Genomic DNA, 13,678 nt, shown 5'->3' on the forward strand with positions numbered 1-13,678 from the left:
GGGGTGTCCTGGTTTCGTCAGTCACAAGGTCTCCGGATCGGAAAAGGGTTCAGGGGCGCTCTCAGGCGAGGCGCCAGCGCAGGGTTTCACCGGCCTTTAAAGGCACAATCCGGCCACCTGCCAGGGGCAGTGAATCCGGCACCGTCCAGGGCTCCCGGGTGAGTGTGATGGTATCCGTGTTGCGGGGCAGGCCATAGAAATCGGCGCCGTTGAAACTGGCAAACGCTTCCAGCTTGTCGAGGATGCCGAGGTCTTCGAAGACCTCGGCATATAGTTCAATCGCTGCGAAGGCAGAATAGCAGCCGGCGCAACCGCAAGCGGTTTCCTTGCGGTCCTGGGCGTGGGGGGCCGAATCGGTACCCAGGAAGAAACGGCGGTCACCACTGACCACGGCATCCTGCAGGGCCTGCTGGTGAACGTTTCGCTTCAGTACCGGCAGGCAGTAAAGGTGTGGCCGTATACCACCGACCAGCAGGTGGTTGCGGTTGTACATCAGGTGCTGGGGGGTAATGGTCGCGGCCAGGCGATCTTCGCCGTGTTCCCTTACGAAGCTGGCGGCATCCCGGGTGGTTATGTGTTCCATGACTACCCTCAGTGTCCGATGCCGTTCCATGACCGGGGCCAGCACCTGGTCGATGAACTGCTGCTCCCGGTCAAAGATATCCACGTCATCGTGGGTGACTTCACCGTGAACCAACAGCAGCATGCCGCACTCGGCCATGGTGGCCAGTACCTCGTCGATTTCCCGGATATCACGGACGCCAGAGGCCGAATTGGTGGTCGCGCCAGCCGGGTAGAGCTTGGCGGCGGGGATACCGGCCGCGTTCGCCTCCCGGATATCGTCGGGGGTGGTGGAACCGGTGAGATACAGGGTCATCAACGGCTCGAAGCCGGTGTGGTCACCCAGGGCCTCCAGGATGCGCTGCCGGTATGCTTCTGCCTGCCCGGCGGTGGTTACCGGTGGCACCAGGTTAGGCATGATAATGGCTCGCCCAAAGCGCCGGGCAGTCGCTGGCACGACATCCGCCAGCACATCGCCATCCCGCACATGGAGATGCCAGTCGTCAGGGCGGGTAAGGGTGATCTGATCAGTCATGGTGGCGTTGGCTCCGGTTGATCCTGGCGCGAAAAAACGCCGCGAGTATACCAGAAGGAGAGGGCTAAAGAATCCGGCCGATCAGCCGATACCCTTTTCAGGTACCTTTCAATCGGACATCCGGAAACCGTTATGGCAATACAGCAGCGGGCAGGACAATCCTCAGCCTCTTTACCGGCAGGCAGACGTTTCCGCAGGTCACTACTGGCACTGTTCGTTGGTAGTGCTCTGGTATGGACCAGTCTGGCTGAAGCCCGCAGCTTTGGCGCGGGAATCGAGAACAGTGACTGGTATCTGTCGGAATCGGTGTTTGATTGCACCCTGAGCCACGAAGTGCCCGGTTACGGACGTGCGGTCTTCAGTCACCGGGCGGGCGAGCAGCTTTCATTCTACCTGGAATCTGACCTGCCACTGATGCGCCCCGGTCGGGGGCTGTTGGTGGTCGAGGCGCCGGCCTGGCGCCCCGGGGAGGGCACAAGGCGGTTGGGCTATATCAACGTAAGCGACGATCGCAAAACGGTGGAGGTTGGCCATCGGGAGGCCATGGCCATGGTGGACGGGCTGCTTTCGGGGATGGCGCCGACGGTTACCCGGCAGGCCCGCTATGACGGGGACCCCGTCAGGGTCCGGCTGTCCAACATCAACTTCCGGACCCCGTTCGAGAACTACCGTCGCTGCGTGAGCGGTCTTTTGCCGGTCAACTTTGACCAGATCCAGCGTTCCAGGGTGCCTTTTGCATCCGGTAGTACCGGGTTGTCAGATAATGACCGGAAACTACTGGATAACATTGCCGCCTACGTCGAAGCGGACCAGACAGTCGAGCGGCTGCTTGTGGACGGTCATTCGGACAGCATCGGCAGTCGTATCCAGAATCGTGCCCTGTCAGAGGAACGGGCGCGGGTAGTGGCGGACTACCTGGTTCAGGCTGGTGTGCCGGAGTCGATGATCATCGTGCGGTCCCATGCAGATCAGTTCCCGGTATCGAATAACCCGGCGGACAATCGTCGGACAACGATTCGCCTGGAGCGGGAAGGCCAGGGCCAGGAGATTCGCCGCGCAGATCGGGGCGCAGGCGCCTACAACGGCTGATCCAGCGGGTCAGGACCGCGCTTGCCAGGAGAGCCTCCGCAGCCTTCCCTGAACGGATACAGGCGTGCGTTAACGCCCTGCCCGAACCAGCTCACCCACGTGTACGCCAACGCTCTCTGCCAGGGCCCGGAGGTGATAGCCGCCTTCAAGCGTTGATACGATCCGGTCGTTGGCGTATTCAGCGGCAACTCCGGTCAGCATCTGTGTCAGCCACAGGTAGTCGTCGGTTTCCAGGTTCATCTCTGCCATCGGGTCCAGCCGGTGGCCATCAAACCCTGCCGAGATCAGTATCAGCTGCGGCTTGAACTCTTCCAGCCGTTTCAGCCAGCCCGCTTCCACCAGCTTGCGATATTCCGGTCCCTGACATCCTCCGGGCACCGGCACGTTGACGATGTTTTCCGGCAGCCGGTAGACGTGGGAGTGGGGGTAAAAGGGATGCTGGAAGCTGGAGCACATCAGGATGCGCTCGTCACCCTGCACGATATCCACCGTGCCATTACCCTGATGCACATCGAAGTCGACGATGGCAACCCTCTCCAGATGGTGGAAGGTCAATGCCCGCATGGCGGCCAGGGCTATGTTGTTGTAGAAGCAGAAACCCATGGACTTGGCGCGCTCGGCGTGGTGTCCCGGTGGCCGGGCACAGACGAAGGCATTGGTCACCTGGCTGCTGAGCACCATATCCACCGCTTCGATATTGGCCCCGGCAGCAAGCCTGGCAGCACGGAGGGTATCCGGCATCAGGGCTGTGTCCGGGTCGGTAAACACCCGGCCCTTGGTGGGTTGCATCAGATCCAGCTGATGCAGGTACTTCTCCGGGTGCACCATCAGCAGCTGGTCACGCGTGGCCTCGTCCGGTCGAACCCAGTCCAGCTCCTGGTCCAGGCCGGTATCTTCGATATAACTGATGATCCGGCTCAGACGTTCCGGTGATTCCGGATGCTCGGCGCCCATATTGTGCCTGGCGCAGTCGTCGTGGGAGAAAAACGCTGTTGTCATGTTATTGATACGTTCCTGACAAGCCCCCAGGGCGTAAATGAATAATCTCATGGTAACAGGGATCTTGCGGCTTCGCTGCGTTTCTTTGGTCGTAGCCAAGGCCGGCGCGGTTTTCGTTTTACATCAAGAACGCAGCGCCTAAGATAGAGGCTATCCCATAGCGTTAATGTCTGTAAAAGGAGACTGCATTTTGGGCACCCGATACCTGGAAAGCCTGTTCAATCCCTCATCCATTGTGGTCGTTGGTGCGTCCGAACGCGCCGACAACCTTGGGGGCATGGTACTGCGTAACCTGTTGGGCGGAAGCTATCCCGGTCGGATGCTGGTCATTAACCAGAGCAGCTACGAATCGGTGCATGGGGTACCTTGCGTGGCGCGGGTGTCCCAAATGGAGTTCAGCCCCGAGCTTGCCATCGTCTGTACGCCGCCGGACACAGTGCCCAAGGTGATAAGGCGTTTGGGCAAGGCCGGGGTTCGCACCGCCATGGTAATGACGGGTGGTATGTCCCGTGCCCACTCCAAGACGGGACAGCCATTGATGTACTCTGTGGGCGAAGCGGCCCGGGAGACCGGTATACGGGTGCTGGGGCCCAATACCATCGGGGTGATGGTTCCGGCACGAAGCCTTAATGCAACCTATGCCCATATGGGGGCACTACCGGGAAAGGTGGCCTTCGTGGGGCAATCCGGCAGCGTGGCCAGTGGTGTGATCGACTGGGCATTTGCCAGGGGGGTGGGGTTTTCCTACTTCCTGACTCTCGGGGACTCCATGGACATCGACCATGATGACCTCATTGATTACCTGGCCCAGGACTCCCAGACCCGCGCCATCCTGCTGCATATCGAGAATATCCCCAATCCCCGCCGGTTCATGTCTGCGGTGCGGGTGGCCGCGCGCACCAAGCCGGTCATTGCTGTCAAGAGCGGCCGGGTACCGGAGTCCGAATGGTTTCGCCATGAGCTGCCGGCAGGCCTCAACCGTAGTGACCCCATATACGACGCCATGCTGCAGCGCGCGGGTGTGTTACGGGTGGATGGGCTGGGGCAGATGTTTGATGCCCTCGAAACCCTGTCCCGGATGCGTCCGCTGAAACGGGAATCCCTGGCCATCATGGCCAACGGTGTGGGTCCCGGGGTGCTGGCCGTGGACCGCCTGGCGGCCCTGGGGGGCGAACTTGCCACCCTGTCGCCGCAATCCGTAGACGCCCTGGCGGAGATCCTGCCGCCTTACTGGACCCGCAAGAACCCCATCGACCTGAACTACGATGCTTCCCCTGAACTTTACGCCAGGGCCATTCGCATCCTGGCGAAAGACCCGGAGGTCTCCAACGTACTGATCATGTACTCGCCGAGCCTGACGGAAGATAGCCTTCAGATAGCTGACGCCGTGGTACAGGCCATCAAGGGAACCCGGCTGAACGTTTTCACCTGCTGGCTGGGGCAGAGTACGGTGATGGATGCGAGGGATGAGTTCTATCGGGCGGGCGTGCCTTCATTCTTCTCGCCGGAGAAGGCGGTGATGGCGTTCATGCAACACGTTAACCACCAGCGGGTACAGCGGCTGCTGGGGGAAACCCCGGAAAGCTTTACGGATCATTTCGCCGACCACTCCCATACCCGCCGTATCATCGTCAATGTGAAGCGCTCTGGTCGCAACCACCTCACCAACAACGAGGCACGACAAATCCTCAGTGATTACCACATCAACACGGTGCCCACTGTGTATTGCGATGATGTGGAAGAAGTCCTTGAAGCCTTCGCTGTGGAGCGTCGCCCGGTGGACGTCACCCTGATGCACCAGCGCGCCTGTCACCCATTCATGGAGTACCAGTCAGGGCAGGGGCGCTACCGCTCCACTGTGCACGGACTGACCAACGAAAACGATCTCATCGACGCTTGCCGTCAGCTGATGGAAGAGTACCAGCAGCACTTTCCGGAAAGCGGTTTCCTGGGCTTTGCTGTACAGCGCTCCTACAAACATATTGACGGCATCGCCTTCAGCGTCGGCATCACCCGCGACCCGCTGTTCGGCCCCCTGGTAGTCTGCGGAGCCGCCGGTGCACAGATTAATGTCATGACCGACCGTCAGACGGCCTTGCCGCCGCTGAACATGGTGCTGGCGCGTGAGCTGCTGCGACGCACCTATATGTACCGGTTGCTCAGGGAGTTCAGCACCCAGCCGGAACGGGACATCCGGGCGATTTGCGAGGTTCTGATCACCCTGTCGCAGATCGTTATCGACCAGCCGGAGATCCGCGGCCTGGAAATCTCGCCATTGATGTTCGACAACGAGCAAATCCTGGCGGTGGATGTGGCCATTGACCTGGCCGACGACCCCGGCAAGCCCATCATCCAGCCGTACCCCAGGGAACTGGAAGAGTGGATCGTACTGCCCAAGTCGGGTCGCCGGGTCATCATCCGCCCGGTGCTGGCCGAAGACGAGCCTGCCCACCGGGCCTTCCACGAGCACCAGTCACCGGAATCCATCCGCTACCGGTTCTTCCAGTTCCGTAAGCACTTCTCACGGGAAGACGTGGCCCAGATGGTGCAGATCGACTATGACCGGGAGATGGTCTTCATTGCCAATGCGCCCCGTGAGGATGGCGAAGGCGAGGAAACCCTGGGCACCGTCCGGGTCTGGACTGATGCCGACAACCTGCGCTGCGAGTTCGCGGTCATGGTCCACGACAAGATGAAGGGCGAAGGACTGGGCGTGGCCCTGATGCAGAAGATGATCGACTACTGCCGTGCCCGGGGCACCATGGAGATGGTCGGCAACGTACTACCGGAGAATCGCCCGATGTTGCAGCTGGCGGAGCACCTGGGTTTCGATATCCATTACAACCGGGAAGAGGAGGTGATGGACCTGCGGTTGGTGCTCAACGAGCCGGAGAAGGACTGGCAGCGGGAGCGCCTGGCGAAGGCACATCATTAAAGCCCATTGTCTTGAGGTGCAATCGTTCTTGGGTGCAGGCGCATGGTCGGAGGGGGACTTTTCTGGACACGCCGTAAATCCATCCATGGAGGCTCTTCAAAAACGTCCCTGTTTTTGAAGGTCCAGAAAAGTCCCCCTCCGACCACACGCTTCTGGCTATTCTCGTGCCTTCGGGGGTTAAAGGCGTTATCTCGGAGTTTAAAGGGCGTGGGCCAGGTAGCTTGTTCCGGGACCTTCAAAAACAGGGACGTTTTTGAAGAGCCTACAGGGACGTATCCACGGCGTGTCCCGGAACAAGCTACCTGGCCTGCGACCCGGCACCGAACCAATCAGGCTAGGGACCAGGCACCAATCTGAAAAGGTCTACTCGGAGACAATAGCCGACGTATCCTCCCCACCCATGGCATCGAGCATACCCGGAATGAGCCGTGACAACTCCAGCGTCATCAGAGAAAACGCGGCATCAAACTTCGCAGCCGCATCATCGGAGTCAACGTCATCCAGCTTCTCCTGGAGCGTCTCCCCGAACTTCAGCCGGCGGATACCAAACTCCTCATCCAGCACAAACGACACATTCTCATCCCAGGTCAGCGACAACTTCGTCACCTGCATCCCCGCCGCCAGATGATTCTGGATCTCGTCAGATTTCAGGTCCATACCCTTACAGCGAACCACGCCCCCGTCCTCAGAGGGATCTTTCAGCTCACACTCCATACCCAGCTCGATTGAGGCCGGCAAATCAATAGACTCATCCAGCCAACCGGTAAAGGTGAACGCCGGCGCCTGCTCCAGCACCGGTGGACGCACCGGCAGCGAACCAAGACTCTGGCGCAGTGCAGAGGCCACATCTTCCGCCTGCTTCGCCGAGCCGGCATCCACCACCATGACACCGTCAGCAGGAGACAGATACGCATAGGTACGGCGATTGCGTGAAAACGCCCGGGGCAAAAGTTCCAGGGTTACCTCCTCCTTGATCTCGTCCTTCTCCTTCTTCCGGACCTTGCGGCCCTGTTCCTGCTCGATGGCTTCGGCTTTCTCCTCAACCATCTCCTTGATCACCGGGGCTGGCAGAACCTTCTCTTCCTTGCGCAGGGCCACCAGGTGGTAACCACCGGCGCTATGTACCAACAGCTCGCCGTGCTTGCCCAGGGGCGGCACCCAGCCATGGCGGGTGGTCTCCTGCGGACCGCAGGGTTTGAAGGCGTCGGCGGCCAGCTTTTCCTCCAGCGCTTCCGCGCTGATATCAAACGGCTTGGTGAAGCGGAAAACTCGGGCGTTACGAAACCACATGGAGTCGGGTCCTTGCGTTGTTGTTCAGTTCAGTCGGTTATTGAGCGGGCGGTGCTGGTGGTGGGGGTGTCTGGTTATATCTGCATGACTTCAACCAACACGGTCTTGATCACAAAACCTACCACGCCGGCACCCAGCACGGTAAAGAGGGCGATGGTACCAAAACGGCCGGCCTGGGACTTCTTCGCCAGGTCCCAGACGATAAAACCCATCCAGCCAATCAGCCCGGTGAGGCAGACGTAGAGGGCAATTTCAGAAAACAGCGCTTCATTCATGCAAGGCTCCGTCAGGTTTTCAAACACAAAAGCAGTCGCCACCAGCCCCGGAGAGCTGGTGACAAAAAGAATTCAGTTGGTGCGGAACGGCGGCGTTGTTATTGCGGCTTATTGCTCGTCGCGCAGGAAGGTCCAGTTATCGCCGGAGGACTGCTCCTCACTGAAGCGATAGCCGGCCAGGTCGAAGCCTTTGAGGTCATCGGCCTGGGTGATGCCATTGGTAATGGCGTAACGGCACATCAGTCCACGGGCTTTCTTGGCGTAGAAGCTGATCATCTTGTACTGGCCGTTCTTCCAGTCCTTGAACTGGGGGGTAATGATCCGGGCGTCCAGCTTTTTCTTGCGAACGCTCTTGAAGTACTCGTTGGACGCCAGGTTGACCAAAACACCGTCATCGGCCCGGAGTTCCTCGTCCAGGGCATTGGTAATGGTATCGCCCCAGAATTCATACAGGTCCTTGCCCCGCTTGTTCTGGAATTTCGTGCCCATCTCCAGGCGGTATGGCTGCATCAGATCAAGGGGGCGCAGCACACCATAAAGGCCGGACAGGATGCGCAGGTGCTTCTGGGCGAAATCAAATTCTTTCTCGCTGAAGTCCTGGGCCGCCAGCCCCGTGTAAACGTCACCGTTGAAGGCCAGCACCGCCTGCCGGGCATTTTCCGGGGTGAAGGGTGTGTGCCATTGCTGGAAGCGTTCCGCGTTGAGCTGGCCCAGTTTTTCGCTGATGCCCATCAGGTTGCTGACCTGGTGAGGCTCCAGGGTTTTCAGCTGGTCAATCAGTTCGCAGGCCTCATCAAGAAAGGCCGGCTGGGTGTGTTTCTCGGTGGCCAGTGGGCTCTCGTAATCCAGGTTCTTGGCAGGGGAGACAACCATTAACATGACAGCAAATCCTCAGTGAAGTTGGCCTGATGGTGCGCCTGCCTTCGGACCCAGGAAGTCCAGCAGGTCATCCCGGGTGAAGGGCCAGCCCAGTTCGGCACCGGTATCTTCCCGGCGCAGTACCGGAATCCGCGTGCCGTAACGCTCCACAAGTGCTTCCGACGATGCGATGTCTACCGCTTCTACCGGAATCGGATGGGGCAGGGGTGTGTTGATCAGCAGGTGTTCCGCCAGCTCGCAAAGTTCGCAATGACTGGTGGTAAAGAACGTCAACTGCATTACTTTTCCTGGGCGTTCAGTTGCTGACCGGTGACCCCGCGGCTATCCGGGCCCATCAGGTACAGGTAGCTGGGCATCAGATCTTCAGGGGTCGGGTTATGCATGGGGTTTTCTGCCGGGTAGGCGTGGGCCCGCATGTTGGTTCGGGTAGCGCCAGGATTAAGGCTGTTGACCCGGATGTTATGGCGTTCGTCGTCCAGCTCGTCCGCCAGCAGCTGGCTAAGGCCTTCCAGCGCAAACTTGGATACGGCATAGGCTCCCCAGTACGCCTTCGCCTTACGGCCGACACCGGAGGAGGTGAAAATGACCGAGGCGTCTCCCGCCTTGCGCAGCAGGGGGATGGTGGCCCGGGTCAGAAGGAACGGGGCGGTGGCGTTGACGTGCATCACCTTGTTCCAGGTTTCCGGATCGTAGAGCTCTACGGGGCTACGGGTACCCAGGATGCCGGCGTTATGGAGCAGGCCATCCAGCTTGCCGAAATTGTCCTCGATGGTCATTGCCATCTCTTCGTAGTCCTTGACGGCTGCGCCTTCGAGGTTCAGCGGCACGATAGCCGGCTTGGGGTGACCGGCGGCCTCGATCTCGTCGTACACGGATTCCAGCTTGGATATGGTACGCCCCAGCAAGATGACTGTGGCACCGTAGGCTGCGTATGTCTTTGCGGCAACACGGCCAATACCGTCTCCGGCACCGGTGACCAGGATGATCCGGTCCTTCAGCAAACCCTCAGGGGCCTGGTAGGTGTGCATGGGGTTGTCCGCCATAAGACAGTATGCTCCTGCGTATTGTGCTTGGTTTATCGCTCTGCCGCCGCTGTTCGGCAGGCGGCTAGTGTATCAGTTTTACCAGTTCGTCGACGGTATCTACGATATGGTCGGCTTGCCAGAGATCAACCTCGGACGGCCGCACGATGTAACCATAGCGAACCGCTACGGTGACCATGCCTGCGTTGCGACCGGCCTCGATGTCCCTGACATGGTCGCCTACGTAGATACCGCGATAAGGGTCCGCGCCCATGCGTTCACAAGCCAGGTGAAGTCCTTCCGGGGCCGGCTTGCGCTCGGTTACATGGTCGGGGCAGATCAATGCGCTGCAGCGGTCGTCCAGGGCAAGGGCGGCCAGCAGTGGCTCTGCGAACCTGGCGGGCTTGTTGGTCACGATTCCCCAGGGTACACCCGCATCCTCAAGGGCACCCAGCAACTGGTCCATGCCGGTAAACAGTTCCGTTTCCTCGCAGATACCGGCTTCGTAAAGATCCAGGAAACGGGCGTGCCGCTCCCGGTAGCCAGGGTCTTCTGGCTCCAGGCCAAAGCCTAGGCGAATCATGGCCCGGGCACCGTCGGATACGTGGGGGCGGATACCTTCGGCTGGCAAGGGCTCAAGCCGGTGCTCCTCGCGCAGGCTATTGAGGCAGCGAATAAAGTCCGGTGCGGTATCTATCAGTGTGCCGTCCAGGTCGAACAGGACCGTGGACGGCGGCCTGGGTAATGGCCTCGCCATGCTATTATTCCCCCGACGGTTTGCCCGCGTGCATCAGGTAATTGACGTCCACATCCCGGGCAAGGCGGTAGACCTTGGTCAGCGGGTTATAGGTCATGCCTGTGAGGTCATGGATATCGAGCCCCGCCTGGCGCAGGTGGTCGGACATTTCAGAGGGACGGATGAAGCGCTTCCATTCATGGGTGCCCTTGGGCAGCAGGCGCAGCACGTACTCGGCGCCCACAATGGCAAACAGGAATGACTTCGGGTTCCGATTGATGGTGGAAACGTACAGGTCACCACCGGGCTTGAGCAACCGCGCACAGGCGCGGATGACCGAGGCAGGCTCGGGAACGTGTTCCAGCATTTCCAGGCAGGTAACGATGTCGTATTGGCCTGCATGGTCGGGGTCCGCCGCGAGTTCTTCCACGGTGGTCTGGCGGTAGTCCACCTGAACGCCGGATTCCAGACCATGGAGTCGTGCCACTGCCAGCGGCGCCTCGCCCATATCAATTCCCGTCACATTGGCACCCCGGCGAGCCATGCCCTCTGACAGGAGGCCTCCGCCGCAACCGACATCCACAACGCGACGACCGGCCAGCGGCGTACGCTCGTCGATGTAGTTCAGGCGAAGGGGGTTGATGTCGTGCAGAGGGCGGAACTCGCTGGTGGGATCCCACCAGCGGCTGGCTAGGGCCTCGAACTTGGCGATTTCGTTCTGGTCTACATTGGTTCTGCTCATGGTCTCGGGCCTGGCTGTTTATTCAGAAAAAGGAAAGGCTGTCAGGATGCTGGCCGGTCGGCTCCGGCAATGCGCTGGTGCCAATCGCTGACCCGCAACATCAGGTCTGGTACGTCGATCCGGGTCAGGCGACCATCCTGTACCTGTGGTACGCCGGCAATCCAGCTGTGGCTTACCTGACGACCGTGGTTGCTGTAGACCAGGTGGGAAGCCGGGTCATAGACCGGTTGCAGGAACGGGTCGCTCAGGTCTACCGCAATCAGGTCTGCCTGTTTGCCGGGTTTGAGGGAGCCAAGTTCATGGGAGCGCCCGAGGGCCCGGGCACCATTGATGGTGGCCATTGCCAGTGCCTCGTGGGCGCCCAGGGCAGCTGCATCACCGGAAACAGCCTTGGCCAGCATGGCTGCAGTGGACAGCTCACCAAACAGGTCCAGATCGTTATTGCTGGCCGCGCCATCGGTGCCGATGGCGACATTTGTGCCCGCCTTTTGAAGGGCATGGACCGGACAGAAGCCACTGGCCAGTTTCAGGTTGGATTCGGGGCAGTGGATAATGTGCGTACCACTACTGGCCACCATGGCCATGTCGTTGTCGTCAAGGGTGGTCATGTGCACGCACTGGCTGTGGGCATTCAGCACACCAAGTGCCTGCATCCTGGCAATCGGCCGTTGGCCGGTCTGACGCAAGGCCTCTTCCACCTCGAACGCGGTTTCATGGAGGTGAATCTGCAGCGCGGCCCCGGATGATTGCTGCAGCGTAACGGCCCGCTCAAGGGTGTTGTCCGCTACGGTGTAGGGCGCGTGGGGACCAATGGCAATACGCACCCATGGATCATCGCGCCACTCCCTCAACAGGGCCTCGCCCTTTGCCAGGTATTCGTCCGGGCCACTGCCCCAGGCGGTCGGCATTTCCATAAGCGGAAAGCAGACCTGGGCGCGCATGCCTGCATCCCTGGCCATTTGTGCCGCAATTTCCGGAAAGAAGTACATGTCGGAGAAACAGGTGGTACCTGTGCGGAGCATCTCTGCCATGGCAAGCTGGGTACCGTCTGCAATAAAACGTTCGCTGACAAAGCGTCCTTCTGCCGGCCAGATGTGATCGTTCAGCCAGGTCATCAGGGGCAGGTCATCGGCGAGGCCACGAAACAGGCTCATGGCAGCGTGCCCATGCATATTGATCAGCCCGGGCAGGACCACATGATTGGGCAGGTTGATGACTTCCCGTGCCCGGTAACTCTGATCCGCTTCCCGCTGAGAGACGATGGCCTCAATGCGATCACCCAGCAGCAGTACCGCCTGGTCTTCCAACACTTCGCCGAAAGGTTCGACCGGAATCAGCCAGCGGGCATTGATTCGGATGTCAGCGGCAATGATAGTGTCTGCGGTCATGAAGGGGCCTGTCACTCCGGCTTGGTTTGTCTGAAAGGGCAGAGTATAACGGTCGAGTCAGACAGCAGCCAGCCTGTTACATATCCACAAGAGGTGAATACATGACCCGAGTTACTCCCGATCCTTTTGATCAGTCAGCCTCCCCTGACACCGTCGCGATCCGCTGGCTGGGCCATGCCGTGCAGTTATTGGACCAGCGTCGGCTACCCCAGGAAGAGCACTGGCTGACCATCGAAGGTGCTGCTGGTGTCAGCCAGGCGATCCGGGATATGGCGGTACGGGGTGCCCCGGCCATTGGCATCAGTGCGGCTTACGGGGTTGCGCTGGCAGCGAGGGGGGCGGACGAACGCGACTGGCGAACAGAGGTCGACGTGGCCATTGCTGCACTGGCAGAGTCCCGGCCAACAGCGGTTAACCTGTTCTGGGCATTGCAGCGCATGGAAGGTGTGCTGAGACAGTGCCGGTCCCGCGAGGACGCCGTTGCCCGGCTGGCGGAAGAAGCGATAGCGATACACCGGGAGGACCTGGCTGCCAACATGGCCATGGCAGACCTGGCCCTGGCGGCCATGGCGCTGGATAAACCCTGTGCCGTACTGACCCATTGCAACACCGGTGCACTGGCCACCGGGGGCTATGGTACCGCCCTGGGTGTGGTCCGCCGCCTCCACGAACAAAGACTGTTAACGCGGGTCTACGCGGATGAAACCCGCCCCTGGTTGCAGGGGGCGAGGCTGACCGCGTGGGAACTGGTCAAGGACGGTATACCGGTTGTCCTCAACGCGGACGGCGCTGCTGGAGCTATTCTGGCTCAGGGTGATGTGAAGTGGGTGATCGTGGGTGCCGATCGCATTACTGCCAATGGCGACGTCGCCAACAAGATCGGCACCTATTGCCTGGCGGTACTTGCCCGTCACCACAAGGTGAAATTCATGGTGGTGGCGCCGTCCAGCACTGTCGATATGACCCTCGAGCGGGGCAGCGATATTCCCATCGAAGAGAGGGATGGCCGGGAAATTCGCCAGGTTGGCGGTATTGCAATAGCGCCGGAGAAGGTGGGTGTGTTCAATCCTGTGTTCGACGTTACCCCTGCCAACCTGATCGACCTGATCGTTACCGAACGCGGTGTTGTCCATAATCCGGAGGTTACCGGGATGCACAAGTTGTTCGGATAACCTGTCGTCAACAAAAAGGCCGGCTTCATCGAAGGAAGCCGGCCTTTTTGTTGTA

Annotated in this window: 13 protein-coding genes; 3 read left to right on the plus strand and 10 right to left on the minus strand. The window is 60.1% G+C overall.

All coding sequences use genetic code 11. The features are described 5' to 3' along the window. Positions 1-61: 61 nt before the first annotated feature. Positions 62-1,096: a dihydroorotase gene (gene pyrC / locus LJ360_RS08535; RefSeq protein WP_091854452.1), complete on the minus strand. Its 1,035-nt coding sequence runs from the start codon at positions 1,094-1,096 to the stop codon at positions 62-64. Positions 1,097-1,228: 132 nt separating this feature from the next. Between pyrC and LJ360_RS08540 the strand changes: the two genes are divergently transcribed. Further along, positions 1,229-2,185: a flagellar protein MotY gene (locus tag LJ360_RS08540; protein WP_264995844.1), complete on the plus strand. Its 957-nt coding sequence runs from the start codon at positions 1,229-1,231 to the stop codon at positions 2,183-2,185. Positions 2,186-2,254: 69 nt separating this feature from the next. Here the strand turns inward: LJ360_RS08540 and LJ360_RS08545 are convergent, their stop codons facing one another. Next, positions 2,255-3,184, minus strand: a complete 930-nt coding sequence (locus LJ360_RS08545; RefSeq protein WP_264995845.1) for a histone deacetylase family protein — start codon at positions 3,182-3,184, stop codon at positions 2,255-2,257. Between the two features lie 190 nt (positions 3,185-3,374). On the opposite strand from LJ360_RS08545, the gene LJ360_RS08550 reads away from it, so the two are divergent. Continuing rightward, positions 3,375-6,119 carry a GNAT family N-acetyltransferase gene (locus LJ360_RS08550; protein ID WP_091854457.1) on the plus strand — a complete coding sequence of 915 codons (2,745 nt, stop codon included), beginning with the start codon at positions 3,375-3,377 and terminating at the stop codon, positions 6,117-6,119. A 363-nt stretch (positions 6,120-6,482) separates the two neighbouring features. On the opposite strand, the gene rdgC is transcribed toward LJ360_RS08550, so the two are convergent. From rdgC to LJ360_RS08590, 8 genes are all read right to left on the minus strand, one after another. Beyond that, the gene (gene rdgC / locus LJ360_RS08555) at positions 6,483-7,409 is read right to left on the minus strand and encodes a recombination-associated protein RdgC (RefSeq protein ID WP_091854459.1); all 927 of its coding nucleotides are present in this window, start codon (positions 7,407-7,409) and stop codon (positions 6,483-6,485) included. 74 nt (positions 7,410-7,483) lie between these two features. Further along, entirely contained in the window at positions 7,484-7,684 is a 201-nt protein-coding gene (locus tag LJ360_RS08560; RefSeq protein ID WP_091854460.1) for a DUF2788 domain-containing protein, read from the minus strand. 108 nt (positions 7,685-7,792) lie between these two features. After that, positions 7,793-8,563 carry a peroxide stress protein YaaA gene (gene yaaA, locus LJ360_RS08565; protein WP_091854462.1) on the minus strand — a complete coding sequence of 257 codons (771 nt, stop codon included), beginning with the start codon at positions 8,561-8,563 and terminating at the stop codon, positions 7,793-7,795. A gap of 12 nt (positions 8,564-8,575) precedes the next feature. After that, on the minus strand, positions 8,576-8,842 hold the full coding sequence (locus tag LJ360_RS08570) for a glutaredoxin family protein (RefSeq protein ID WP_091854464.1): 267 nt from the start codon (positions 8,840-8,842) through the stop codon (positions 8,576-8,578). Then, positions 8,842-9,591, minus strand: coding sequence for a YciK family oxidoreductase (locus LJ360_RS08575; protein WP_091854496.1), 750 nt, complete (start codon positions 9,589-9,591; stop codon positions 8,842-8,844). Before LJ360_RS08575 ends, LJ360_RS08570 begins: the two co-directional genes overlap by 1 nt. A gap of 79 nt (positions 9,592-9,670) precedes the next feature. Next, complete coding sequence (locus LJ360_RS08580) at positions 9,671-10,342, minus strand: HAD-IA family hydrolase (protein ID WP_091854465.1); 672 nt, start codon at positions 10,340-10,342, stop codon at positions 9,671-9,673. A 4-nt stretch (positions 10,343-10,346) separates the two neighbouring features. Continuing rightward, a complete protein-coding gene (ubiG, locus tag LJ360_RS08585) occupies positions 10,347-11,063 on the minus strand; it encodes a bifunctional 2-polyprenyl-6-hydroxyphenol methylase/3-demethylubiquinol 3-O-methyltransferase UbiG (RefSeq protein ID WP_091854467.1) in 717 nt (238 codons plus the stop codon). Between the two features lie 41 nt (positions 11,064-11,104). Then, on the minus strand, positions 11,105-12,451 hold the full coding sequence (locus LJ360_RS08590) for a TRZ/ATZ family hydrolase (RefSeq protein WP_091854469.1): 1,347 nt from the start codon (positions 12,449-12,451) through the stop codon (positions 11,105-11,107). Positions 12,452-12,552: 101 nt separating this feature from the next. Here LJ360_RS08590 and mtnA point away from each other — a divergent pair, with 101 nt between their 5' ends. After that, positions 12,553-13,623 carry an S-methyl-5-thioribose-1-phosphate isomerase gene (gene mtnA / locus LJ360_RS08595; RefSeq protein ID WP_264995846.1) on the plus strand — a complete coding sequence of 357 codons (1,071 nt, stop codon included), beginning with the start codon at positions 12,553-12,555 and terminating at the stop codon, positions 13,621-13,623. Positions 13,624-13,678 lie beyond the last annotated feature (55 nt).

The organism is Marinobacter sp. AN1, assembly GCF_026013985.1.
Lineage (GTDB): Bacteria > Pseudomonadota > Gammaproteobacteria > Pseudomonadales > Oleiphilaceae > Marinobacter > Marinobacter segnicrescens.